Here is a 25,487-nt window from a genome sequence, read left to right as displayed (position 1 = left end):
TTAGCGGTCCACGTCGGCCATAACGAAGTCGATACTACCCAGGTACGCAATCAAGTCCGCGACCATGCTGCCTTTGATCACCGAAGGGATCTGTTGCAGATGCGGGAAGCTTGGAGTACGGATCCGGGTACGGTAGCTCATGGTGCCGCCGTCGCTCGTCAGGTAATAACTGTTGATGCCCTTGGTCGCTTCGATCATCTGGAAGGATTCGTTGGCCGGCATGACCGGGCCCCACGAAACTTGCAGGAAGTGCGTGATCAAGGTTTCGATGTGCTGCAGCGTGCGCTCTTTCGGCGGCGGCGTGGTCAGCGGGTGATCCGCCTTGTACGGGCCTTCCGGCATGTTGCGCATGCACTGGTCGATGATCTTGATGCTCTGGCGCATCTCTTCGACGCGAACCATGCAGCGGTCGTAGGCATCGCCGTTGGCGGCCAGCGGCACTTCGAACTCGAAGTTCTCGTAGCCGGAGTACGGACGCGCTTTACGCAGGTCGAAGTCGCAACCGGTCGAACGCAGGCCGGCACCGGTGACGCCCCATTCCAGGGCCTCTTTGGTGTTGTAGGCAGCGACGCCGATGGTACGACCCTTGAGGATGCTGTTTTGCAGGGCAGCCTTGGTGTATTCGTCGAGGCGTTTTGGCAGCCACTCAACGAAATCTTTCACCAGTTTTTCCCAGCCGCGTGGCAGGTCGTGTGCGACGCCACCGATGCGGTACCAGGCCGGGTGCAGACGGAAACCGGTAATGGCTTCAATCACCGTGTACGCCTTCTGGCGGTCGGTAAAGGTGAAGAACACCGGGGTCATGGCGCCGACGTCCTGGATGTAGGTACCCAGGAACAGCAGGTGGCTGGTGATCCGGAAGAACTCGGCCATCATGATGCGGATGACGTCGACCTTCTCGGGCACCTTGATGCCGGCGAGCTTCTCGACCGAGAGCACGTACGGCAGGTTGTTCATCACGCCGCCGAGGTAGTCGATACGGTCGGTGTACGGAATGAAGCTGTGCCAGGACTGACGCTCGGCCATCTTCTCGGCACCACGGTGGTGGTAACCGATGTCTGGCACGCAGTCGACGATCTCTTCACCGTCCAGTTGCAGAATGATGCGGAACGCACCGTGCGCCGAAGGGTGGTTCGGGCCCAGGTTGAGGAACATGTAGTCCTCGTTGGTGCCGGAACGCTTCATGCCCCAGTCTTCAGGACGGAAGCGCGCGGCTTCTTCCTCAAGCTGTTGCTTGGCGAGGTTGAGACTGTACGGATCGAATTCGGTGGCGCGCGCCGGGAAGTCCTTGCGCAGCGGGTGACCTTCCCAGGTCGGCGGCATCATGATGCGCGACAGGTGCGGGTGGCCTTTGAAGTCGATGCCGTACATGTCCCAGACTTCACGCTCGTACCAGTTGGCGTTCGGCCAGATGCTGGTGACGGTCGGCAAGCTCAGGTCGCTTTCGGACAAGGCGACTTTGATCATCACGTCACTATTACGCTCAAGCGACATGAGGTGATAGAACACGGTGAATTCGGCGTCCGACGGCAGCCCTTGACGCTTGGTGCGCAGACGCTCGTCCACGCCGTGCAGGTCATAGAGCATGACGTACGGCTTGGGCAGGTTGCGCAGGAAAGTCAGGACTTCGACGAGTCTGGCGCGAGCCACCCACAGCACCGGCATGCCGGTGCGGGTCGACTGAGCGGTGAACGCTTCGGCGCCAAAACGGTTGTTGAGTTCGACGACCACATCCTGGTCGTCGGCCTTATAAGGCGGGATGTACAGAGCACTGCCTGTAGTCATGGTTATTTTTTCGCTTTCGGTCAACGTAAAGAATGAAGCCAGCTTCTCGTTTCTTTGTAAGAACAGATCTGGATCAGACTTCGTCAGGGCTGCGCAGGTTGGTGACTGCGATTCGCTGTTCGCGGCGCTGTTCCTTTTGCGAAGGCATGTCGGCGCGATAAACGCCTTGATCACCAACGACCCAGGAAAGCGGACGACGCTCCTGTCCAATCGATTCCTGCAACAGCATCAAGCCTTGCAGAAATGCTTCCGGACGGGGCGGGCAGCCAGGTACGTAGACGTCCACCGGCAGGAACTTGTCCACCCCTTGAACCACGGAGTAGATGTCGTACATGCCACCGGAGTTGGCGCACGAACCCATGGAGATAACCCACTTCGGTTCGAGCATTTGCTCGTAGAGACGCTGAATGATCGGCGCCATCTTGATGAAGCAGGTACCGGCGATAACCATGAAGTCGGCCTGACGCGGTGATGCCCGGATAACTTCGGCGCCAAAGCGCGCGATGTCGTGGGGCGCCGTGAAGGCAGTGGTCATTTCCACGTAGCAGCACGACAAGCCGAAGTTGTACGGCCACAGGGAGTTCTTACGTCCCCAGTTGACCGCGCCACTCAGCACGTCTTCCAGCTTGCCCATGAAAATGTTTTTGTGAACTTGATCTTCTAACGGATCGGAAACGGTTTCCCGTTCGCCAATCGGATACTGCTCGTTAGGAGCATCGGGGTCGATCCTGGTGAGATTGTATTGCATTGCCAAAGCCTCATTGTTTCAGCTTCGCCTGCCGCTTGCGACGAGCTTCCGGAGCCCAGTCAAGGGCGCCCACTCGGAACAGGTAGACAAGACCTGCCAACAGAATTGCTATGAAAACGAGAGCTTCGACGAATCCGGTCCAGCCGCTTTCGCGGACAGACACAGACCATGCAAAGAGAAAGAGGGCTTCTATATCGAAGATCACGAACAGCATCGCGACCAGATAGAATTTGGCTGAGAGCCGCAAGCGGGCGCCACCGGTAGGTAGCATGCCCGACTCGAACGGTTCGTTTTTGCTGCGGCCCCAGGCTTTTGACCCGAGGAGGCTGGAGACGCCAAGCATGAAGGCACACAGGCCGACGACACCCAGAAGGAAAATGGCAAAGCCCCAGTTGTGGGCCATGAGTCCTGTCGCTTCGGGCATGCTGGTAATCCTTAACAGAGAGCAAAGGTCTCTGAGCTTGATAAAGAAATAGGCAGTGACGATATGTCGCAGCAATCAATCGCGCTGATTTTATGGCTAAACACCCTGCAAGTAAAATTCCTATAGCGAAATTATTTATTGGAATAAGGACATAGAGCGCCTCCGATGCCCCGTAGCCCAAGCATAGCGGGCATTAGCCGGTTTTCTGCGAATTATGTTTTGTGGGAAATGTAACGAGCATAGTTGCGGCTAAATGATAATTAATATCGTTTGGGGTGATTTTGTAACTGTTTAGCGGTGCAGTAGTTGGGAAGTTGTCTTATATGCCCGTTACTGCAAGTAGCGGTGGCGCCTGTTTTAACTGATTTTTCTGACGCCTATACCGCTATGGATCAATGTTTTTTCAGAAAGGTCTGACACAGAACCTTTGGGATTTGTGTGGTGAGGAACATCACAGGCAAAAAAACGCCCCGAACCAGTCGGGGCGTCAGTCTTGCGGCTCTGCGGTTAGCTTTCTATTCGATCCGCAGAGGCCGTTTGCTCAGGTGAAGCAGATCAGTGGAACTGTTCTTCTTCGGTCGAACCGGTCAGTGCGGTTACCGAGGACGAGCCACCCTGAATCACGGTGGTCATGTCATCGAAGTAGCCGGTGCCCACTTCCTGCTGGTGAGCCACGAAGGTGTAACCCTTGGAGGCGTCAGCGAATTCCTGCTCTTGCAGCTTCACGTAGGCAGTCATGTCGTTACGGGCGTAGTCGTGCGCCAGGTTGAACATGCTGTGCCACATGTTGTGAATGCCGGCCAGGGTGATGAACTGGTGCTTGTAGCCCATGGCGGACAGTTCGCGCTGGAACTTGGCGATGGTCGCGTCGTCCAGGTTTTTCTTCCAGTTGAAGGAAGGCGAGCAGTTGTACGACAGCAGTTGGTCCGGGTATTCCTTCTTGATCGCTTCAGCGAAGCGACGAGCCTCGTCCAGATCCGGCTTGGCGGTTTCGCACCAGATCAGGTCGGCGTAAGGGGCGTAAGCCAGACCACGTGCGATCGCTTGATCCAGACCGGCACGTACCTTGTAGAAACCTTCCTGGGTGCGCTCGCCAGTCACAAACGGCTGGTCGTACGGGTCGCAGTCGGAAGTCAGCAGGTCCGCGGCGTTAGCGTCGGTACGGGCCAGAATGATGGTCGGAGTACCGGCAACGTCAGCTGCCAGACGCGCTGCGGTCAGCTTCTGTACGGCTTCCTGGGTTGGCACCAGAACCTTGCCGCCCATGTGGCCGCATTTCTTTACGGAAGCCAGTTGGTCTTCGAAGTGAACGCCGGCGGCGCCTGCTTCGATCATGCTCTTCATCAGTTCGTAAGCGTTCAGTACGCCGCCGAAACCGGCTTCAGCGTCAGCCACGATCGGCGCGAAGTAGTCGATGTAGCCATCGTCGCCCGGGTTCTTGCCGGCTTTCCACTGGATCTGGTCAGCGCGACGGAACGAGTTGTTGATGCGCTTGACGACGGTTGGCACCGAGTCCACCGGGTACAGCGACTGGTCCGGGTACATCGATTCGGCGGAGTTGTTGTCCGCAGCTACCTGCCAGCCCGACAGGTAGATTGCCTGGATACCGGCTTTGACTTGCTGAACAGCCTGGCCGCCGGTCAGGGCGCCCATGCAGTTGACGAAATCTTTCTCTGGGCGGAAGGACGGCTTGGCACCCTGGGTCACCAGGTTCCACAGCTTCTCGGCGCCCATTTTCGCAAAGGTGTGCTCAGGTTGAACCGAGCCACGCAGACGGACGACGTCAGCAGCGGAATAAGTGCGAGTCACGCCTTTCCAGCGCGGGTTTTCAGCCCAGTCTTTTTCAAGGGCTGCAATTTGCTGTTCGCGTGTCAGTGCCATGGAGATAAACCTCGTCGCGTCTTTTATGAAAAGTTGTTCTGCGGTGGAAAATTCCTGCGCTCGCTGACCAGAAGCTTAGGTGGTCAAGTCGGATTCGGCGGGGTAGGCGACGGGATGAACGATGAGCTCGAGGGGAAGTGAGCAGGTAAAGGCGAAACTGGCGGGCGCATTCGGGCGTCGTGGGCCTTTATACGAACTACAGTGTGATGCCGGGTTACCTAATTACGCTTCCGTCCCTCGGGACAACTTCGTTCCAGTCGGCAACCTCGTCAAACACACCTTGTGGGCGGTACAGACACGAAACGGTTCGCGGGGTAGATGCGAACAGCGCTTCGAAGGCCCTTGCCAGGGCCTCTGATTAGCGGGAGCGAGGCCATCATGCCTTCGCTTTTTTGGCTCGTCAAACGTTTTGTAGTGCTTTTTTTAAAGCACTACATCTTTCGTCTAATACGACTAATCAGTCAGTTTTCGGTGCTTTAGTCCAGGCTGTCGACTTTCACCCGCAGGGTCATGTCATCCCGGCCTTGAGTCGAGTAGCTGCGGGCCAGGCCCTGTTTGTCGGCCTGAGTCTGCCGATTGACGCCGGCCAGAGTGATCCACTCGCCGAGGCGCCCGCTGACGGTTGTGTCGGTGCTTTGCACGTTCACTACATCGGGACGTTCCTGGCTCATGCGGTCACGGTTGGTACTGATTGCCAGATGAACGATGTCGCCGGTGACGCTCGCGGTGACGTAAAAACCCTGAGTGACGTTGCGGTATTGGGTCTGGCTGCTGTAATCGCCGTAGGAGTTGGTCTGACTGTTGGTGATCGGCACGCTCTGGCCGACCTGGATCAGCGCCGGAGCGCCTTCGCTGGCCTGTATTTGCTGAATGCCGCCGTCACGGCTGGCGGTGCTGCGGCTGATGATGCGGGTCTGCGCACCGTTGACTGAATAACCTTCGTCGCCACGGCCATTGTTTTCGTTGGTGTCGACGGTAATCAGCAGGCGTTTCGGCGCGGTGTCGAGTTGGGTCAGCAACGCCTTGAGTTCCTGAATCTTGTCCGGCTCCGCCTTGACGATCAGTTGGTTGCCATAGGCGCTGACCTGGCCATCCTTACCGAGGAAATCCTGCGCCATCGGCAGCATGTCGGTGCTGGTGCGGTACTTGAGGGGGACGATTTCTGTGGCTGCCATCACCGAAAAACTGCAGCCGAGCAGCAGGGTGGTGAGCAGGGTGCGTAGGGACATGTCCGTTATCTCCGCTTTCGAAAGGCTTGATATTGCCAGTTTGTCGGCCCCGGGTGGGGCAAGTTGAATCCAAGACAGCAAAACGCCCCGGCATCGTTCGATGTCGGGGCGTTTGCTGAAGTTTGCATATTGCTCTTGTGGCGAGGGGATTTATCCCCGATGGGCTGCGCAGCAGACCCAAAATTTTAGGGCCGCTTCGCGCCCCATCGGGGATAAATCCCCTCGCCACAAGGTTTCATTCAGCTAGCGGTTGGGCCGAATGGCGAACCATATCGACATGCGGAATCCCTGCTTCCAGGAACTCCTCACTGACCAGGCTGAAACCCAGGCGCTCGTAGAACGCCGTGGCTTGCACCTGAGCGCTGAGCATTTGCTGCTTCAGTCCGCGCTCTTCTGCTTCAGCAATGACCGCTTGCATCAGCGCGTCACCGACCTTCATGCCGCGCCAGTCTTTCAGCACCGAAACCCGGCCAATGTGCCCATCGGGCAACAGACGCGCAGTGCCGATCGGAAAGTCGCCCTCAAATGCCAGGAAATGCACAGCGGTCGCGTCATCGGCGTCCCATTCCAGCTCGGGTGGCACCGATTGTTCGGCGATGAACACCGTTTCACGAATGCGCCGGATCTCGGCGATGTCCTTCTGCCAGTCTGCGACACGTACGCGAATTTTATTCATCAGCGAACCCCAGGCTGCCTTGCTTGACCAGTTCGCACAGCAGGCCGCGACCGTCTTCGTCGTTCAGCCACTCGCCGAGGTTGTCGGTGTGCAAGGCGTCGGCGGCGCAGATCAGCTTCAGCAGTTCGCGCAGTTTGCCCGGCAGATAACGGCTCTGGCCGCTGGCGAACAGCAGCAGATCGTCATCGACTTCCGACCAGGCCAGGCGCGCGCTCGGGTTGCGGATCAGCACGGCGCCATCTTGCAGAGCACTGAGGAAGTCTTCTTCTTCGACTTCTTCCGGGCCGGCTACCAGTTCCGGGTAGCGAGGCTCGGTCATGTACTGGCCGAACCAGGTCAGCAGCAGACGCTCGTCGCTCATGTGTTCGGCGAGCAGGCTTTTCAGGCGATCCAGCGCATCGTGCTGAATCTGATGCGGATCGGCCGCTGGCTGCGCGTCGGCGTCGGTGTAGCGCTCTTCGTCGGTCAGGAACTGGCTGAGGAAGTCGGTGAAGTGGGTCAGCACTTCAGACGCGCTCGGGGCGCGGAAGCCTACCGAGTAGGTCATGCAGTTATCCACGGCGACGCCGCAGTGGGCCAGACGCGGTGGCAGGTAAAGCATGTCACCCGGTTCCAGAACCCACTCTTCGGTTTCGTGGAATTCGGCGAGGATGCGCAGGTCCGCGTGTTGCAGCAGCGGGCTCTCGGAGTCGCACATCTGGCCGATTTTCCAGTTGCGCTTGCCGTGACCTTGCAGCAGGAACACGTCGTAGTTGTCGAAGTGCGGGCCGACGCTGCCACCTGGGGCTGCGAAGCTGATCATCACGTCGTCGACGCGCCAGCTCGGCAGGAAGCGGAAGTTTTCCAGCAGTTCGCTGACTTCCGGTACGAATTGATCGACTGCCTGAACCAGCAGAGTCCACTCTTTTTCCGGCAGCTTGCTGAATTCGTCTTCAGCGAACGGGCCGCGACGCAGTTCCCATGGGCGCTCGCCATGCTCGATGACCAGGCGCGATTCGACTTCTTCTTCCAGGGCCAGGCCGGCCAGTTCGTCGGCGTCGATAGGGCTTTCGAAGTCAGGAATTGCCTGGCGGATCAGCAGTGGCTTTTTCTGCCAGTAGTCGCGCAGGAATTCGCGCGCCGTGATGCCGCCCAGAAGTTGAAGAGGAATATCGGAATTCATATGTAACCTATTGAAAAAAAGCACTTTTCAGACGGGAATAAAAACGCCCGGCGCGGCCGGGCGTCTCAAACGGTTCAAGCGGTCGATCAGATGCGTTTGGCTTGCGCTACAGCGTTGCCGATGTAGTTGGCCGGGGTCAGTTGCTTGAGCTCGGCTTTCGCTGCGGCTGGCATGTCCAGGCCGTCGATGAAAGTCTGCAACGCTTCAGGGCTGATGCCCTTGCCGCGGGTCAGTTCTTTCAGCTTTTCGTACGGGTTTTCGATGTTGTAGCGACGCATCACGGTCTGGATCGGCTCAGCCAGGACTTCCCAGCAAGCGTCGAGGTCAGCGGCAATCTTCTGCTCGTTGAGCTCCAGTTTGCTGATGCCTTTGAGGCTGGCTTCGTAAGCGATCACGCTGTGGGCGAAGCCGACACCGAGGTTGCGCAGTACGGTGGAGTCGGTCAGGTCGCGCTGCCAGCGGGAGATCGGCAGTTTGCTCGCCAGGTGCTGGAACAGCGCGTTGGCGATGCCCAGGTTGCCTTCGGAGTTTTCGAAGTCGATCGGGTTGACCTTGTGCGGCATGGTCGACGAACCGATTTCGCCAGCGATGGTGCGCTGCTTGAAATAACCCAGGGAGATGTAGCCCCAGATGTCACGGTCGAAGTCGATCAGGATGGTGTTGAAGCGCGCAATGGCGTCAAACAGCTCGGCGATGTAGTCGTGCGGTTCGATCTGCGTGGTGTACGGGTTGAAGCCCAGACCCAGCTCGTCTTCGATGAAGGCGCGGGCGTTGGCTTCCCAGTCGATCTGCGGGTAGGCCGACAGGTGAGCGTTGTAGTTGCCGACAGCGCCGTTGATCTTGCCCAGCAGTGGTACAGCAGCGACTTGAGCGATCTGACGCTCGAGACGGTAAACCACGTTCGCCAGTTCTTTACCCAGAGTGGTCGGCGAAGCCGGTTGACCGTGGGTACGCGACAGCATCGGCACGTCAGCGAAACGGATGGCCAGTTCGCGGATGGCGTTGGCAGTCTGGCGCATCAGCGGCAGCATCACGTCGTCACGGCCTTCGCGCAGCATCAGGGCGTGGGACAGGTTGTTGATGTCTTCGCTGGTGCAGGCAAAGTGGATGAACTCGCTGACCTTGGCCAGCTCCGGCAGTTTGGCCGCCTGCTCTTTGAGCAGGTATTCGATCGCTTTGACGTCGTGGTTGGTGGTGCGCTCGATCTCTTTGACGCGCTCGGCGTGCTCCAGCGCGAAGTTTTCAGCCAGTTCATTGAGAACGGCGTTGGCCTCGGCGGAGAAGGCAGGCACTTCCGGGATACCGGCGTGAGCGGCCAGGCGCTGGAGCCAGCGCACTTCAACCAGAACGCGGGCACGGATCAGGCCGTACTCGCTGAAAATCGGGCGCAAGGCCTGGGTTTTGCCGGCGTAGCGGCCGTCAACAGGGGAAACCGCAGTGAGCGAAGAGAGCTGCATGGGGTGTTCTCGGACAGTCGGGCAACGAAATGGGGCGCGTATCATACATGAAAAAATCCGCCGGTCCGTTGCCAACTGACCGGCGTATTACGCGTTACAGACTACAAAGCTTTTATTGCGCGGCGATTTACTCGCTGCGCATCAACGGGTACAGCTCTTTGAGCAGCTTGCGGCGGCTGACCACCAACTGCCAGCGATGGCCGCCGAGTTGACGCCACAGGCGCGCCGAACGGATGCCGGCGAGCAGCAAGGCGCGGATTTTCGATGCGTTGCTCGGCTGCTGCAGGTTGCGCATGTCGCCATGCACCTGAATCCGCTGGCGCAGGGTGCTCAGAGTGTCCTGATAAAGCGCGCCGCACGCGGCAACCACGTTTTCGTGGGCCGGGCCGAAGTGCTCGACCTGCGACTGGATCTGCGGCAAGCGCTTGCCGATCGTGTCGAGCAGGTCGCCACGTTTGGCCAGTTGGCGCTCAAGACCGAGCATCGACAGGGCATAACGCAGTGGCTCGCGCTGCAAAGTGCTTGGGTCGCGTTCAAGTGCGCCGATCAGCGCCCGGTAACCTTCACGCAGGTTGATATCGTCGCCGCCGTACACGTCCAGCGTGTCTTTCGGGTCGCGCACCAGCAGGCTGCCGAGCATGCAGCTCAGGCCGGCCTCGTTGGTCTGGCCAGTCTTGGCGATCCGGTCAACCAGTACGGCCGCGAGAAACACGCCGCCCAGCGCCGTCAGTTGCTCCTGAGTCGGGCTCATGCCTGACCGCTCCACGGCTCGGCGACTTCGATCACGCCGCCACCGAGGCAGATTTCACCGTCATAGAACACCACCGATTGGCCCGGCGTGACCGCGCGTTGCGGTTCGTCGAACACGGCGCGGTAGCCGGTTGCGGTTTTTTCCAGGGTGCAGGCCTGATCGCTTTGGCGATAGCGCACCTTGGCGGTCAAGCGCAGCGGCTGGCTCAGGTCGATCGGGTTGACCCAATATATTTCCGAAGCGAGCAGGGCGCTGGAGAACAGCCATGGATGGTTGTTGCCCTGGCCGACGATCAGTTCATTGTTGTCCAGATCCTTGCGCAGCACGTACCACGGCTCGTCGCCGGCATCCTTCAAGCCGCCGATGCCCAGGCCCTGACGCTGACCGATGGTGTGATACATCAAGCCGTGGTGACGGCCGATGACTTCGCCTTCGGTGGTCTTGATCTCGCCCGGTTGTGCCGGCAGGTATTGCTTGAGGAAGTCGCTGAAACGCCGCTCGCCGATAAAGCAGATCCCGGTGGAATCCTTCTTCTTGGCGGTGGCCAGCTCGTATTTCTCGGCAATTGCGCGCACTTCCGGTTTTTCCAGTTCGCCGACGGGGAACAGCGTCTTGGCGATCTGTTCGCCGCCGACGGCGTGCAGGAAGTAGCTTTGATCCTTGTTCGGATCGAGGCCTTTGAGCAGTTCGGTGCGGCCATCGATGTCGCGGCGGCGCACGTAGTGGCCGGTGGCGATCAGGTCGGCGCCGAGCATCATGGCGTAGTCGAGGAACGCCTTGAACTTGATTTCGCGGTTACACAGGATGTCCGGGTTCGGCGTGCGCCCGGCCTTGTATTCGGCCAGGAAGTGCTCGAACACGTTGTCCCAGTACTCGGCGGCAAAGTTGGCGGTGTGCAGCTTGATGCCGATCTTGTCGCACACGGCCTGGGCATCCGCCAGATCGTCCATGGCGGTGCAGTATTCCGTTCCGTCGTCTTCTTCCCAGTTCTTCATGAACAGGCCTTCCACTTCATAGCCCTGCTCGATCAGCAGGAGAGCGGAAACGGAAGAGTCCACGCCGCCGGACATGCCGACAATGACGCGCTTCTTGGATGTGTCAGAAGGGGCTGGATCACGCATAGGGATTCAATGAGTGTCTTGAAAAAGGACGCGATTCTATCAGGCTCACGGCCTCAAGGCTAAAGAGAAGGGCGGATCAGTTCGAGGCCGAAGTGATGGCCGGCCAGGTAATCATCGATGCAGCGGATGATCAGCTCACTGCGCCAGTTGTCGCGCTGCTCGATTAATTCGTCGCGAGTCAGCCACTTGGCGCCGAGGATGCCGTCGTCGAGTGGGTAGTCCGGATGGTGTTTTATGGCCTTCGCGGAGAAGCAAACACGTTGATAGGTCACGCCGTTGCTTGGCGCGGTATACAGGTAAATGCCGATCACGCCGGTCGGTTCGACGTCCCAGCCGGTTTCTTCGAGGGTTTCGCGCACGGCGGCTTCGATCAGGGTTTCATCCGGGTCCAGGTGGCCGGCGGGCTGGTTGAGCACGTTACGGCCGGCCTTGTGCTCTTCGACCATCAGGAAGCGGCCGTTGTCTTCGACGATGGTGGCGACGGTGATGTGGGGGAGCCAGTCCATAAATCTTCCTCAATCTATTGGTTGAAACCCAATCCTCTGTGGGAGCGAGCCTGCTCGCGAAAGCGGTGGGTCAGTCAATGAAGATGCTGAATGATAAACCGCATTCGCGAGCAGGCTCGCTCCCACAGGGGATTTGTGTGATCTCTGAAAACACAAACCCCGGCACAAGGCCGGGGTTTGTTTACAGCGCTACAACCTTAAACCAGCGCAGCAATCGCCGCGTTGAGGGTTGCGCTTGGGCGCATGGCTTTGCTGATCAGTTCGGCATTGGCGTGGTAGTAACCGCCGATGTCCACTGGCTTGCCCTGAACGGCGTTGAGTTCGGCAACGATGGTTGCTTCGTTCTCGGTCAGAGTCTTGGCCAGAGTCGCGAACTGCGCTTGCAGTGCAGCGTCTTCAGTCTGGGCTGCCAGGGCCTGAGCCCAGTACATCGCCAGGTAGAAGTGGCTGCCGCGGTTGTCGATGTTGCCGACTTTGCGCGATGGCGACTTGTTGTTGTCGAGGAACTGGCCAGTAGCCTGATCCAGAGTCTTGGACAGAACCAGCGCTTTCGGGTTGTTGTAGTTCACACCCAAATGCTCGAGGGATGCCGCCAGAGCCAGGAATTCACCCAGCGAATCCCAGCGCAGGAAGTTCTCTTCGACCAGTTGCTGCACGTGCTTCGGAGCCGAGCCGCCGGCGCCGGTTTCGAACAGGCCGCCACCGTTCATCAGCGGCACGATCGACAGCATCTTGGCGCTGGTGCCCAGTTCCATGATCGGGAACAGGTCGGTCAGGTAGTCGCGCAGTACGTTACCGGTCACCGAGATGGTGTCCTTGCCTTCGCGAGTGCGCTGCAGGGTGTACTTCATTGCGTCGACCGGCGCCATGATCTGGATGTCCAGACCAGCAGTGTCGTGATCCTTCAGGTAAGCCTGAACTTTCTCGATCACTACGCCGTCGTGAGCGCGCATTGGGTCCAGCCAGAAAATAGCTGGAGTGCTGCTGGCGCGAGCACGGTTGACGGCCAGTTTGACCCAGTCCTGGATCGGCGCGTCTTTGGTCTGGCACATGCGGAAGATGTCGCCGGCTTCAACAGCCTGTTCCATCAGCAGGGTGCCTTTGCTGTCGGTCACGCGAACCACGCCGTCAGCCTTGATCTGGAAGGTCTTGTCGTGCGAACCGTACTCTTCGGCTTTCTTCGCCATCAGGCCAACGTTTGGCACGCTGCCCATGGTGGTCGGATCGAATGCGCCATTGGCTTTGCAATCTTCGATCACGGCCTGGTAGATGGTTGCGTAGCAACGATCCGGGATCACAGCCTTGGTGTCGTGCAACTGACCGTCGGTGCCCCACATCTTGCCAGAGTCACGGATCATCGCTGGCATCGAGGCGTCGACGATAACGTCGCTCGGCACGTGCAGGTTGGTGATGCCTTTGTCGGAGTTGACCATCGCCAACGACGGACGTGCGGCGTAGACCGCTACCATGTCAGCTTCGATCTGTGCCTGTTGCTCGGCCGGCAGGGCCTTGATGCGAGCGTACAGATCGCCGATGCCGTTGTTCAGGTTGAAGCCGATCTGGGCCAGCACGTCAGCGTGCTTGGTCAGCGCGTCTTTATAGAACTCGGCAACGATCTGGCCGAACATGATCGGGTCGGAGACCTTCATCATGGTCGCTTTCAGGTGAACCGACAGCAGCACGCCTTGAGCCTTGGCGCTTTCGATTTCAGCAGCGATGAATGCGCGCAGGGCGTTTTTGCTCATCACGGCGCAATCGAGGATCTCGCCAGCCTGAACGCTGGTTTTTTCTTTCAGGACGGTAGCGGTGCCGTCTTTGGCGATCAGTTCGATCTTCACAGCGTCAGCGGCGTCGATCAGGGCAGCTTTTTCGCTGCCGTAGAAATCGCCGGTGCTCATGTGCGCGACGTGGGACTTGGAGTCTTTGGCCCAGGCGCCCATTTTGTGCGGGTGCTTGCGTGCGTAGTTCTTGACCGACAGCGGAGCGCGACGATCGGAGTTGCCTTCGCGCAGAACCGGGTTCACGGCGCTGCCCTTGACCTTGTCGTAACGCGCCTTGGCGTCTTTGTCGGCGTCGCTGGTCACGGTTTCCGGGTAATCCGGCAGGTTGTAACCCTGAGCTTGCAGCTCTTTGATTGCGGCTTGCAGCTGTGGCACCGAAGCGCTGATGTTCGGCAGCTTGATGATGTTGGCTTCAGGCGTAACGGCCAGGTCGCCCAGTTCGGCGAGGTGGTCGGCTACGGCTTTTTCGCCCAGTTGCTCGGGGAAGCTGGCCAGAATGCGCGCTGCAAGAGAGATATCGCGGGTTTCCACGGCGATATCGGCCGAGGCGGTGTAAGCCTCGATGATCGGCAGCAGGGAATAGGTGGCGAGGGCTGGGGCTTCGTCGGTGAAGGTATAGATGATCTTCGAGCGGGTGGGCATATTCGGATTAACTCTCTCTTCTTTGCTAAAGCGTGCGCAGAAACTCGAGGGGCGCCGGGTAAGCGCGTTCGTTCAAAGTCATCCATGAACCGAATGTCGAGATTCTTCGCGGTGATGTTGGGTGCATCAGTAGAGCGTCAAGCGGTCGGGCTGCGGTAACAGCTCAACCAATCAGGCGGAAAGTCTCGTTCTAGAGAGGCCAGCCGTCGTGACCCTTTGGTCAGCGGGCGGCATTATACATAGGTAGCTGGCAATCTGCCGATGGTTCATATGCAACGATTCTCGTCCATTGGTCTAAAGGTCGCAGGGCAGGGTGAGGCGTAGAGTCGCCGCGAATGCTTGAGTTTGGCGCTTTTCCCTTTGCTTTCAGGCTTGTACGAAACCAGATGTGCTCGCGCCGTGAACAGAGGGTTTGCGTGTTGATTTAACTGGGTTACGCTCGAACCAAGCCAGATGTTCAATCCAAACAATGGAGTTCAGCATGGGTTACAAGAAGATTCAGGTTCCAGCCGTCGGCGACAAAATCTCCGTCAATGCAGACCATTCTCTCAATGTTCCTGATAACCCGATCATCCCCTTCATCGAAGGTGACGGCATTGGTGTCGACATCAGTCCGGTGATGATCAAGGTTGTCGATGCTGCAGTTCAAAAGGCATACGGCGGTAAGCGCAAGATTTCCTGGATGGAAGTCTATGCCGGGGAAAAAGCCACTCAGGTTTACGATCAGGACACCTGGCTGCCTCAGGAAACGCTGGACGCAGTCAAGGATTACGTGGTTTCCATCAAAGGCCCTCTGACCACTCCGGTGGGTGGGGGCATTCGCTCGCTGAACGTGGCCCTGCGTCAGCAACTCGACCTATACGTCTGCCTGCGCCCGGTGCGCTGGTTCGAAGGTGTGCCTAGCCCGGTGAAAAAGCCTGGCGACGTCGACATGACCATCTTCCGCGAAAACTCCGAGGACATTTACGCCGGTATCGAGTGGAAGGCCGGTTCGCCGGAAGCCACCAAGGTCATCAAATTCCTTAAAGAAGAAATGGGTGTCACCAAGATCCGTTTCGACGAAAATTGCGGCATCGGCGTCAAGCCGGTTTCTTTAGAGGGCACCAAGCGTCTGGCGCGCAAGGCTCTGCAATATGTGGTCGATAACGATCGCGACTCGCTGACCATCGTGCACAAAGGCAACATCATGAAGTTCACCGAAGGTGCCTTCAAGGAATGGGCCTACGAAGTGGCGGCCGAAGAGTTCGGCGCGACCCTGCTCGACGGTGGCCCTTGGATGCAGTTCAAGAATCCGAAAACCGGCAAGAACGTTGTCGTCAAGGATGCCATCGCCGACGCCATGCTCCAGCAGATCCTGCTGCGCCCGGCCGAATACGATGTGATCGCGACCCTCAACCTCAACGGCGACTACCTCTCCGACGCCCTGGCGGCAGAAGTGGGTGGTATCGGTATTGCGCCGGGCGCCAACCTGTCCGACACCGTGGCGATGTTCGAAGCGACCCACGGCACTGCGCCGAAGTATGCCGGCAAGGATCAGGTCAACCCGGGCTCATTGATTTTGTCAGCGGAAATGATGCTGCGGCACATGGGCTGGGTCGAAGCGGCGGATCTGATCATCAAGGGCACCAACGGCGCCATCAGTGCCAAAACCGTGACCTATGACTTCGAACGTCTGATGGACGGTGCCAAGCTGGTTTCGTCTTCTGGCTTCGGTGATGCGCTGATTTCGCACATGTAATAAAAACAGTTGTAACGAAGCCGCCCGGCTCGAGTGATCGAGTCGGGCGGCTTTTTTATGGCGGGCGGTTTTGTTGCGTCAGTTGGTGACTGATTGCTGCTGAGCGGTGGCCGGAGCGGCTTCTTTCACGGTCTCGGTAGGTACAATATTGTGCGCATGCAGGCCTATGGGGCCTTGCACAATATCAAAACTCACGGTTTGCCCGGCCTTGAGGGTTCTATATCCGTCCATCTGGATGGCGGAGTAATGCGCAAAGAAATCAATCTCTTTGCCGTCCTCGTCTCGACCTTCGTGGGTGTCGGTATTAATGAAACCGAACCCCTTGGCATTGTTGAACCATTTCACCTTGCCGACAGCCATGCTCAAATCCCTCTGCAACAGACTCCATCGCTGGAGTATCATCCAAGTCATCCGCAATCTAATCCGTTAAAAGGATTGACTCCGCGGATCTTTTTTACCCACTGTGGGCTCTATTGGTTGTAACACCGTTTTCCCGATAGTCAAGGTGACCGGGCAGTCGGAGTTGAAAACGTGTGCTGCCGCCCCCACCACTGTATTTGCACAACTGACGAACCTTTCTTTCCATGCATGCAATCAGCCAGATTCGACTAACATTCAATCAGGATCGCCCGCTTCTCCAAAAGGATCTTCCAGAGGAGCACGACGACGATTCGGCAGGCGTTGCTGTTCAGGAAGCAAAGCCTGCGTTACAGGCGCCGCCGATGTACAAGGTGGTTTTGTTCAACGATGACTACACACCGATGGATTTCGTCGTCGAAGTGCTCGAGGTGTTTTTTAACCTGAATCGCGAGCTGGCGACCAAGGTCATGCTGGCCGTCCACACAGAAGGGCGGGCAGTATGTGGAGTGTTTACCCGCGACATCGCCGAGACAAAGGCCATGCAGGTCAACCAGTACGCCAGGGAAAGCCAGCATCCGCTACTCTGTGAAATCGAGAAGGACGGTTAATCGCCGACCACTTGGGTATGAGGTGAAGCTATGTTAAACCGCGAGCTCGAAGTCACCCTCAATCTAGCCTTCAAGGAGGCTCGTTCGAAACGTCATGAATTCATGACCGTCGAACACCTGCTGCTGGCCCTATTGGACAATGAGGCTGCCGCCACCGTTTTGCGTGCCTGCGGCGCAAACCTCGACAAACTCAAGCACGACCTGCAGGAGTTCATCGACTCCACCACGCCTTTGATCCCCGTTCATGACGAAGATCGCGAAACCCAGCCAACCCTGGGCTTCCAGCGTGTACTGCAACGTGCTGTTTTCCACGTACAGAGCTCGGGCAAGCGTGAAGTGACTGGCGCCAATGTGCTGGTTGCAATCTTCAGTGAGCAAGAGAGTCAGGCAGTGTTTCTGCTGAAACAGCAGAGCGTTGCGCGCATTGATGTCGTCAACTACATCGCTCATGGCATTTCCAAAGTGCCGGGGCATGGCGATCACTCTGAAGGTGAACAAGATATGCAGGACGATGAGGGCGGTGAGTCTTCTTCTTCAGGCAATCCTCTGGATGCTTATGCCAGCAACCTCAACGAACTCGCGCGCCAGGGTCGTATTGATCCGCTGGTCGGCCGCGAATCGGAAGTCGAGCGTGTCGCGCAGATTCTCGCGCGTCGGCGCAAAAACAATCCGCTGCTGGTCGGCGAGGCAGGCGTGGGTAAAACCGCGATTGCCGAAGGCCTGGCCAAGCGCATTGTCGACAACCAGGTGCCTGATCTGCTGGCCAACAGCGTTGTCTACTCGCTCGATCTCGGTGCTCTGCTCGCAGGCACCAAATATCGTGGTGATTTCGAGAAGCGCTTCAAGGCGCTGCTCAATGAGCTGAAAAAACGTCCGCAGGCCATCCTGTTCATTGACGAGATCCACACCATCATTGGTGCGGGTGCTGCGTCAGGCGGCGTGATGGATGCTTCGAACCTGCTCAAGCCGCTGCTGTCGTCTGGCGACATTCGTTGCATCGGCTCGACCACGTTCCAGGAATTCCGTGGCATCTTCGAGAAGGATCGAGCCCTGGCGCGTCGCTTCCAGAAGGTCGATGTCGTCGAGCCGTCGGTGGAAGACACCATCGGTATCCTGCGCGGTCTGAAAGGGCGTTTCGAAGCGCACCACAACATCGAATACAGTGATGAGTCGTTGCGCGCTGCCGCAGAACTGGCATCGCGCTACATCAATGACCGGCACATGCCGGACAAGGCCATCGATGTGATCGACGAGGCGGGTGCCTATCAGCGTCTGCAGCCGGTCGAAAAACGCGTGAAGCGCATTGAAGTGCCACAGGTTGAAGATATTGTGGCGAAGATCGCGCGGATTCCTCCGAAGCACGTGACCAGTTCCGACAAGGAACTGCTGCGTAACCTGGAGCGTGACCTGAAACTGACGGTGTTTGGTCAGGACGCGGCGATCGATTCGCTGTCTACCGCGATCAAGCTGTCCCGTGCCGGCCTCAAGTCGCCTGACAAGCCAGTTGGTTCGTTCCTGTTCGCCGGACCGACCGGTGTCGGTAAAACCGAAGCCGCGCGCCAATTGGCCAAGGCGTTGGGGATCGAGCTGGTTCGCTTCGACATGTCCGAGTACATGGAGCGCCACACTGTATCGCGTCTGATCGGTGCGCCTCCGGGGTATGTCGGCTTCGATCAGGGCGGTCTCTTGACCGAAGCGATCACCAAGCAGCCGCACTGCGTATTGCTGCTCGATGAAATCGAGAAGGCGCACCCGGAAGTCTTCAACCTGCTGCTGCAGGTGATGGACCACGGTACGCTCACCGACAACAACGGTCGCAAGGCGGACTTCCGCAATGTAATCGTGATCATGACTACCAACGCCGGTGCCGAAACGGCAGCACGCGCTTCGATCGGTTTCACCCATCAGGACCACTCGTCTGATGCGATGGAAGTGATCAAGAAGAGCTTTACGCCGGAATTCCGCAACCGTCTGGACACCATTATCCAGTTTGGTCGCCTCAGTCATGAGGTCATCAAAAGTGTGGTGGACAAGTTCCTTACCGAGCTTCAGGCGCAGCTGGAAGACAAGCGGGTACTCCTGGAAGTCACCGATGCGGCGCGTAGCTGGCTGGCGGCGGGTGGTTATGATGCGGCAATGGGCGCTCGTCCGATGGCGCGTCTGATTCAGGACAAGATCAAGCGTCCGTTGGCGGAGGAGATTTTGTTTGGCGAGCTGGCCGAGCATGGCGGTGTGGTTCACATCGACATCAAGGACGGGGAGCTGACGTTCGACTTCGAGACTACTGCTGAAATGGCCTGACGGCTGGTTGTAAGTAAAAGGCGCCTTCGGGCGCCTTTTTGTTGTCTGGTGTTTTTGGGGGTATATCCGTTGCTGCGGTGATGGCTTCTTAGGGTTCCGCCCTTACGGCGGGTCACTTTGGCAAACGCCCCAAAGTAACCAAAGGTCTGTGCCCTGACGTACGGCCCTCGCTTAGGCTCGGGTTCCTTCGCTGCGGGATTGATCCGGGCGCATCGCCTCCGGTTTGCTTCGCTGCACCTCCTCTCGATGTGTTTGGCTGCGCCAAACGGTCGCTGCGCTCCCACCCCCGGATCAATCCCTCCACTCAGCCTTCCGACGGGCCTTCAGATCAAGAGCTTTACTCGAGCTAACGCTCATTGTGTTGAGTGGGGCGGCATGCGCCGCGTGCGGGGTGTACTCAATTTCTTGTGTGAGCTGGCTTGCCAGCGATGGCGGCCTGATAGCCGACCAAGCTCTGGTAGGTGTACTCACTCCTTGTAGGAGCTGCCGAAGGCTCGGGCCGCGATCTGACGATCTTTTGATCTGCTTTGGCTTTGGCTTTGGCTTTTGATCTTCAGCCCATCGGCAGGCCGAGCGAAGGTGTTCATCCGGGGGGTAGGCGCGTAGCGCCGTGCGGCGAAGCCGCACACATCGAGAGGAGGTGCAGCGAAGCAAACCGTAGGCGATGCCCCCGGATGGACACCGTAGCGAGGGAACACTGAGCCTCAGCGAAGTGCCGTACGTCAGGGTAAAGCCTTTTGGGTTACCTTTTCGGCGTTTGGAAAAGGTGACCCGCCGTAAGGGCGGAACCCTAAGAAGCCGTTACCGCAGCAACGGATATGCCCCCAACTCCCAACCCTCAACCCCCCCCCAAAAAACCTTAAACCGCAGACAAACAAAAACGCCCGGCAAAGCCGGGCGTCTTGTATTGACTTGATTAACGAGCGCGGTAAGTAATGCGCCCTTTGCTCAAGTCATAGGGCGTCAGCTCGACGCGCACTTTGTCACCGGTAAGAATACGAATGTAGTTCTTGCGCATCTTGCCGGAAATATGCGCGGTTACGACGTGCCCATTTTCCAACTCCACACGAAACATGGTGTTGGGCAGGGTGTCGACGACAGTGCCTTCCATTTCGAAGCTGTCTTCTTTCGACATGCAGTAAAGCCCTCGGTATCCAATGAATGGCCCGGTGCAACTGCGCCAGGCAAAAGCGGCGTGCATTGTGCCCGAAAAATGGGGTTTACGCCAAGGGGTTTAGGGTTTGGGTTTAGTTCAGGATCACCCAGCGCTGATTAATCAGCAGTTCGATGGGGCGATATTGCGTCTTGTAGTTCATCTTTTTGCAGTTCTTGATCCAGTAACCCAGGTAAACCGCCTCAAGCCCGAGGCGCTGGCTCTCGGCAATTTGCCAAAGAATGGCAAAGCGTCCCAGGCTGCGGCGTTCTTCGGCCGGTTCGTAAAACGTGTAGACCGCCGACAAGCCGTTAGGCAGTAAATCGGTCACCGCTACGGCCAGCAACCGTCCGTCGAGACGGAACTCGTAGAAACGGGAGAAGGGCAGGTCGCGTACCAGAAAGGTCGAAAATTGATCACGGCTCGGCGGGTACATGTCGCCGTCGGCGTGGCGCTGTTCGATATAGCGTTGGTACAGATCGAAATATTCTTCACTGAACTGGGGGTTCGCCGGGCGCACCTGCAAATCGGTGTTGCGCCTGAAAATGCGCTTCTGCTGGCGATTGGGAATGAACTGCGACACCGGAATGCGCGCAGGCACGCACGCATTGCAGTTCTGGCAATGAGGCCGATACAGATGGTCGCCGCTGCGACGAAAGCCCATTTCCGACAGGTCTGCGTAGACATGCACATCCATGGGCTGGCTCGGGTCGAGAAACAGGGTCGTGGCCTGCTCCTCGGGCAGATAACTGCAAGAGTGAGGTTGAGTGGCATAGAACTTCAAACGCGCCAACTCGGTCATGATCAACCCTCGGGATAAGCTGGTGAATTAAGTGTAAGCCACGCGCGCAAAAGTCGCTCAGCAAACCCAAGTGGCACGACTGGGTTGATCCAGGTGTCGGGCCAGATAGTCGGCGAACTCGAGGCGGGGAATCGCCCGGGCGCCGAGACTGTGCAGATGATCGGTCGGCATCTGGCAATCAATCAGCACGAAGCCCGAGTCTTGCAGGTGTCGCACCAGCGTGGCAAAGCCGTATTTGGAGGCATTGTCGGCCCGGCTGAACATCGACTCACCGAAAAACAACTGCCCCATCGCCAGCCCGTACAGGCCGCCGACGAGTTCGCCCTCATCCCAGACTTCCACAGAATGGGCGAAGCCGCGCCGGTGCAACTCTACGTAAGCATCCTGCATGGCTTCAGTGATCCAGGTGCCGTCGGCGTAATCCCGTGGCGCCGCGCAGGCGCGGATCACTGCGTCGAAGTCCTGATCGAAGGTTACTTGGTAGCGTTGCTGGCGCAGCAATTTGCCCAGGCTGCGCGAAACATGCAGTTCGTCGGGAAACAGTACGGTGCGTGGGTCAGGCGACCACCACAGAATCGGCTGGCCTTCGGAAAACCAGGGGAAGCAGCCATGGCGATAAGCCTGAATCAGGCGATCGGCGGACAAGTCGCCGCCGGCGGCGAGCAATCCATTGGGGTCGCGCATGGCCTTTTCCAGCGGCGGAAAAGTCAGGGAGTTGCGTTGTAACCAAGTCAGCATGGCATCCAGGCTTGCGGAAGGGGAGGGCGGTGCGGGCTGTTCGGCCCGCGCTAAAGTGTGCCGTTAAATGACACGAATGTCGTGCCGATCCTGCTTGACGCAGGCAGGGCTGCAACTTGGTGAGCTTGTTGCGGTCGTAAGCGAGCGCTGCGGGCTGGCTTGCAACCGGCCTGGCAATGCTTCGCTACGTTCATCAAATACACCTCATAAGCCTTTGTCACAAAAGGTAATGCATGCTCAAATTGCCTCACAGGTTTTGTACGCTTGGCTATGCTCAACACTGGGCTTTGAAGCATGGCATCAGACGCACAAACCCGTACAATGCCGGGCTGTTACAGAATATTCGCTGCGCGCCGTGTTTATAGCTGTATTTATAAAATCGGCAGCACAGTGTTAAAAGTAGTCTCTGTTGTGCCCTTCAACTTTTTTACCTGCCTGGATTGGGCAGTTTTTTATCGTCATTCAATAGATGGACGCGCCTCGGGCGCAGGAAAAGTAGCGTTTTGAAGAAATCCACCGAAGCACCAAAAACAGTCGTTCCGCTCTGGCGGCAGCAGTTGCACTACCGACTCAAGGAAGGTGCATTGATCGCCATCGGCGCCTTGTGCCTGTTCCTGATGATGGCCTTGCTGACCTACGGCAAGGACGACCCGGGCTGGAGCCACAACAGCAAGATCGATGACGTGCAGAATTTCGGCGGCCCGGCGGGCTCCTACAGCGCCGACATTTTGTTCATGGTGCTCGGCTATTTCGCCTATATCTTCCCGTTGCTGCTGGCGATCAAGGCGTACCAGATCTTCCGCCAACGCCACGAACCGTGGCAGTGGAGCGGCTGGCTGTTTTCCTGGCGCCTGATCGGTCTGGTGTTTTTGGTGCTGTCTGGCGCTGCGCTGGCGCATATTCATTTTCACGCCGCCACCGGTCTGCCGGCCGGCGCGGGTGGTGCGTTGGGCGAAAGTCTTGGCGATCTGGCCAAAAACGCGCTGAATATTCAGGGCAGCACATTGCTGTTCATTGCGCTGTTCCTGTTCGGCCTGACCGTATTCACCGATCTGTCGTGGTTCAAGGTGATGGACATCACCGGCAAGATCACCCTTGATCTGTTCGAACTGTTCCAGGGCGCGCTCAACCGCTGGTGGTCAGCGCGTACCGAACGCAAGCAACTGGTGGCGCAACTGCGTGAAGTCGATGACCGCGTACACGATGTGGTTGCACCGACCGTCACCGACAAGCGCGAGCAAGCCAAGGTCAAGGAACGCCTGATCGAACGTGAGCAAGCCCTGAGCAAGCACATGTCCGACCGCGAGAAGCAGGTGCCGCCGGTTATTGCACCGGCTCCCGTCAAGGCGCCGGAGCCGAGCAAGCGCGTACAGAAAGAGAAGCAGGCACCGCTGTTCGTCGACAGCGCTGTGGAAGGTACCTTGCCACCGATCTCGATCCTCGATCCTGCGGAAAAGAAACAACTCAATTACTCGCCGGAGTCTCTGGCTGCGGTCGGCCACTTGCTGGAGATCAAGCTCAAGGAGTTCGGTGTCGAGGTCACGGTGGATTCGATTCACCCGGGCCCGGTGATTACCCGTTACGAAATCCAGCCTGCCGCCGGCGTAAAAGTCAGCCGCATTTCCAACCTCGCGAAGGACCTCGCGCGCTCCCTGGCCGTGACCAGTGTGCGTGTGGTCGAGGTGATTCCGGGCAAGACCACGGTCGGTATCGAGATCCCGAACGAAGACCGGCAGATCGTGCGTTTCTCCGAAGTGCTGTCGACCCCCGAGTACGACAACTTCAAGTCGCCGGTCACTTTGGCTTTGGGCCACGACATCGGCGGCAAACCGGTTATTACCGATCTGGCGAAGATGCCGCACTTGCTGGTGGCGGGTACGACCGGTTCCGGTAAGTCGGTGGGCGTGAACGCGATGATCCTGTCGATCCTGTTCAAGTCCGGCCCGGAAGACGCCAAGCTGATCATGATCGACCCGAAAATGTTGGAGCTGTCGATCTACGAAGGCATTCCGCACTTGCTGTGCCCGGTGGTGACCGACATGAAGGACGCCGCCAACGCCCTGCGCTGGAGCGTTGCCGAGATGGAGCGTCGCTACAAGCTGATGGCGAAGATGGGCGTGCGTAACCTGTCCGGCTTCAACGCCAAGGTCAAGGAAGCCCAGGACGCCGGCGAGCCATTGAGCGATCCGCTGTACAAACGCGAAAGCATTCACGACGAAGCGCCGCTGTTGCAGAAGCTGCCGACCATCGTCGTGGTCGTCGACGAATTCGCCGACATGATGATGATCGTCGGCAAGAAGGTTGAAGAACTGATCGCCCGTATCGCACAGAAAGCGCGGGCGGCGGGTATTCACTTGATCCTTGCGACCCAGCGGCCGTCGGTGGACGTGATCACCGGTCTGATCAAGGCCAACATTCCGACCCGAATGGCGTTCCAGGTGTCGAGCAAGATCGACTCGCGGACCATTATCGACCAGGGTGGCGCCGAACAATTGCTCGGCCACGGTGACATGCTCTACATGCCACCGGGCACCAGCCTGCCGATCCGGGTTCACGGCGCGTTCGTTTCCGACGAAGAAGTTCACCGTGTAGTCGAGGCTTGGAAACTGCGCGGCGCACCGGAATACAACGATGACATTCTTAACGGTGTCGAAGAGGCAGGCAGCGGCTTTGAAGGCAGCAGCGGTGGCGGCGACGGCGATGATCCTGAAGCCGATGCGCTGTATGACGAAGCCGTGCAGTTTGTACTGGAAAGCCGTAGGGCTTCGATCTCCGCGGTGCAGCGCAAGCTGAAGATCGGCTACAACCGTGCCGCACGGATGATCGAAGCCATGGAAATGGCTGGCGTCGTCACATCAATGAACACCAACGGCTCGCGTGAAGTCCTGGCTCCCGGCCCGGTACGCGACTGACCCCAAAAGCAACAGGCGGGACAATGATGTGCCGCCGCTTTCCCACGAGTATTCAAGAGGACTCCCATGCGTCTTATCCGCATGCTGCTGCCAGTACTGGCTTTGACCACACTCACGGCCCACGCCGATGACAAGGACGTGGCTCGTCTGACCCAATTGCTTGAAACATCCAAGACCCTGAGCGCGAACTTCTCGCAGCTGACCCTCGACGGCAGCGGTACTCAGTTGCAGGAAACCACTGGCGACATGACCTTGCAGCGTCCGGGCCTGTTCTACTGGCACACCAATGCGCCGGCCGAGCAGACCATGGTTTCCGATGGCAAGAAAGTCACCCTGTGGGACCCGGATCTGGAACAGGCAACCATCAAGAAGCTCGACGAGCGTCTGACCCAGACCCCGGCGCTGCTGCTGTCCGGTGATGTGTCGAAGATCAGCCAGAGCTTCGACATCAGCGCGAAAGAGGCGGGCGGCGTGATCGATTTCACCCTCAAGCCGAAAACCAAGGACACCCTGTTCGACAACCTGCGCCTGTCGTTCCGCAACGGTCTGCTCAATGACATGCAACTGATCGACAGCGTCGGTCAGCGCACCAACATCCTGTTCACCGGGGTGAAGGCCAACGAGCCGGTTCCAGCGTCGAAGTTCAAGTTCGATATCCCGAAGGGCGCTGACGTTATCCAGGAATAACGCATAGGCTCTGTGATGGGGCTTT

At 58.2% G+C, this 25,487-nt stretch carries 21 protein-coding genes; 5 read left to right on the top strand and 16 right to left on the bottom strand.

Features of this window, described 5'->3' with window-relative positions:
* From nuoC to ACA069_RS17590, 12 genes are all read right to left on the bottom strand, one after another.
* Positions 1 to 1,785 (bottom strand): NADH-quinone oxidoreductase subunit C/D, encoded by a 1,785-nt coding sequence (gene nuoC, locus ACA069_RS17645; protein ID WP_489880258.1) that lies wholly within the window; start codon positions 1,783 to 1,785, stop codon positions 1 to 3.
* 73 nt (positions 1,786 to 1,858) lie between these two features.
* Complete coding sequence (locus ACA069_RS17640) at positions 1,859 to 2,533, bottom strand: NuoB/complex I 20 kDa subunit family protein (protein ID WP_003223809.1); 675 nt, start codon at positions 2,531 to 2,533, stop codon at positions 1,859 to 1,861.
* Between the two features lie 10 nt (positions 2,534 to 2,543).
* Positions 2,544 to 2,957, bottom strand: a complete 414-nt coding sequence (locus ACA069_RS17635; protein ID WP_003223812.1) for an NADH-quinone oxidoreductase subunit A — start codon at positions 2,955 to 2,957, stop codon at positions 2,544 to 2,546.
* 555 nt (positions 2,958 to 3,512) lie between these two features.
* Positions 3,513 to 4,838, bottom strand: a complete 1,326-nt coding sequence (aceA, locus tag ACA069_RS17630; RefSeq protein ID WP_187678476.1) for an isocitrate lyase — start codon at positions 4,836 to 4,838, stop codon at positions 3,513 to 3,515.
* A gap of 476 nt (positions 4,839 to 5,314) precedes the next feature.
* Entirely contained in the window at positions 5,315 to 6,067 is a 753-nt protein-coding gene (locus ACA069_RS17625) for a secretin N-terminal domain-containing protein (protein WP_401272195.1), read from the bottom strand.
* 235 nt (positions 6,068 to 6,302) lie between these two features.
* On the bottom strand, positions 6,303 to 6,743 hold the full coding sequence (locus tag ACA069_RS17620) for a GNAT family N-acetyltransferase (RefSeq protein ID WP_401272194.1): 441 nt from the start codon (positions 6,741 to 6,743) through the stop codon (positions 6,303 to 6,305).
* Complete coding sequence (locus ACA069_RS17615) at positions 6,736 to 7,905, bottom strand: ribosomal protein uL16 3-hydroxylase (RefSeq protein WP_187678474.1); 1,170 nt, start codon at positions 7,903 to 7,905, stop codon at positions 6,736 to 6,738. Before ACA069_RS17615 ends, ACA069_RS17620 begins: the two co-directional genes overlap by 8 nt.
* A gap of 86 nt (positions 7,906 to 7,991) precedes the next feature.
* Complete coding sequence (purB, locus tag ACA069_RS17610; RefSeq protein WP_497614624.1) at positions 7,992 to 9,362, bottom strand: adenylosuccinate lyase; 1,371 nt, start codon at positions 9,360 to 9,362, stop codon at positions 7,992 to 7,994.
* A gap of 127 nt (positions 9,363 to 9,489) precedes the next feature.
* Complete coding sequence (hflD, locus tag ACA069_RS17605) at positions 9,490 to 10,113, bottom strand: high frequency lysogenization protein HflD (RefSeq protein ID WP_187678472.1); 624 nt, start codon at positions 10,111 to 10,113, stop codon at positions 9,490 to 9,492.
* Complete coding sequence (gene mnmA, locus ACA069_RS17600; protein ID WP_123529201.1) at positions 10,110 to 11,234, bottom strand: tRNA 2-thiouridine(34) synthase MnmA; 1,125 nt, start codon at positions 11,232 to 11,234, stop codon at positions 10,110 to 10,112. The genes hflD and mnmA overlap by 4 nt, the downstream gene beginning before the upstream one ends.
* A gap of 59 nt (positions 11,235 to 11,293) precedes the next feature.
* On the bottom strand, positions 11,294 to 11,740 hold the full coding sequence (locus ACA069_RS17595; RefSeq protein ID WP_489880255.1) for an NUDIX hydrolase: 447 nt from the start codon (positions 11,738 to 11,740) through the stop codon (positions 11,294 to 11,296).
* 197 nt (positions 11,741 to 11,937) lie between these two features.
* Positions 11,938 to 14,163, bottom strand: coding sequence for an NADP-dependent isocitrate dehydrogenase (locus ACA069_RS17590; RefSeq protein WP_497614621.1), 2,226 nt, complete (start codon positions 14,161 to 14,163; stop codon positions 11,938 to 11,940).
* Between the two features lie 481 nt (positions 14,164 to 14,644).
* On the opposite strand from ACA069_RS17590, the gene icd reads away from it, so the two are divergent.
* The gene (icd, locus tag ACA069_RS17585) at positions 14,645 to 15,901 is read left to right on the top strand and encodes an NADP-dependent isocitrate dehydrogenase (RefSeq protein WP_187678468.1); all 1,257 of its coding nucleotides are present in this window, start codon (positions 14,645 to 14,647) and stop codon (positions 15,899 to 15,901) included.
* 78 nt (positions 15,902 to 15,979) lie between these two features.
* Here icd and ACA069_RS17580 read toward each other — a convergent pair whose 3' ends face one another.
* On the bottom strand, positions 15,980 to 16,261 hold the full coding sequence (locus tag ACA069_RS17580; RefSeq protein WP_497614619.1) for a cold shock domain-containing protein: 282 nt from the start codon (positions 16,259 to 16,261) through the stop codon (positions 15,980 to 15,982).
* Between the two features lie 224 nt (positions 16,262 to 16,485).
* On the opposite strand from ACA069_RS17580, the gene clpS reads away from it, so the two are divergent.
* Both clpS and clpA read left to right on the top strand, forming a co-directional pair.
* Positions 16,486 to 16,869, top strand: a complete 384-nt coding sequence (gene clpS / locus ACA069_RS17575) for an ATP-dependent Clp protease adapter ClpS (RefSeq protein WP_016987405.1) — start codon at positions 16,486 to 16,488, stop codon at positions 16,867 to 16,869.
* A gap of 30 nt (positions 16,870 to 16,899) precedes the next feature.
* A complete protein-coding gene (gene clpA, locus ACA069_RS17570) occupies positions 16,900 to 19,170 on the top strand; it encodes an ATP-dependent Clp protease ATP-binding subunit ClpA (protein ID WP_187678466.1) in 2,271 nt (756 codons plus the stop codon).
* Between the two features lie 916 nt (positions 19,171 to 20,086).
* Here clpA and infA read toward each other — a convergent pair.
* From infA to aat, 3 genes are all read right to left on the bottom strand, one after another.
* On the bottom strand, positions 20,087 to 20,305 hold the full coding sequence (infA, locus tag ACA069_RS17565) for a translation initiation factor IF-1 (protein WP_002553999.1): 219 nt from the start codon (positions 20,303 to 20,305) through the stop codon (positions 20,087 to 20,089).
* A 112-nt stretch (positions 20,306 to 20,417) separates the two neighbouring features.
* Positions 20,418 to 21,125: an arginyltransferase gene (locus tag ACA069_RS17560; RefSeq protein WP_497614615.1), complete on the bottom strand. Its 708-nt coding sequence runs from the start codon at positions 21,123 to 21,125 to the stop codon at positions 20,418 to 20,420.
* Positions 21,126 to 21,182: 57 nt separating this feature from the next.
* Positions 21,183 to 21,863 carry a leucyl/phenylalanyl-tRNA--protein transferase gene (gene aat / locus ACA069_RS17555; protein WP_187678464.1) on the bottom strand — a complete coding sequence of 227 codons (681 nt, stop codon included), beginning with the start codon at positions 21,861 to 21,863 and terminating at the stop codon, positions 21,183 to 21,185.
* Positions 21,864 to 22,366: 503 nt separating this feature from the next.
* Here aat and ACA069_RS17550 point away from each other — a divergent pair.
* Together ACA069_RS17550 and lolA are read left to right on the top strand one after the other, a co-directional pair.
* Positions 22,367 to 24,775, top strand: a complete 2,409-nt coding sequence (locus ACA069_RS17550) for a DNA translocase FtsK (RefSeq protein WP_187678463.1) — start codon at positions 22,367 to 22,369, stop codon at positions 24,773 to 24,775.
* Between the two features lie 66 nt (positions 24,776 to 24,841).
* On the top strand, positions 24,842 to 25,462 hold the full coding sequence (lolA, locus tag ACA069_RS17545; RefSeq protein ID WP_008087013.1) for an outer membrane lipoprotein periplasmic chaperone LolA: 621 nt from the start codon (positions 24,842 to 24,844) through the stop codon (positions 25,460 to 25,462).
* Positions 25,463 to 25,487: the final 25 nt, after the last annotated feature.

Source organism: Pseudomonas sp. LBUM1652 (assembly GCF_059716105.1).
This window is presented reverse-complemented; position numbering and strand designations above follow the sequence as displayed.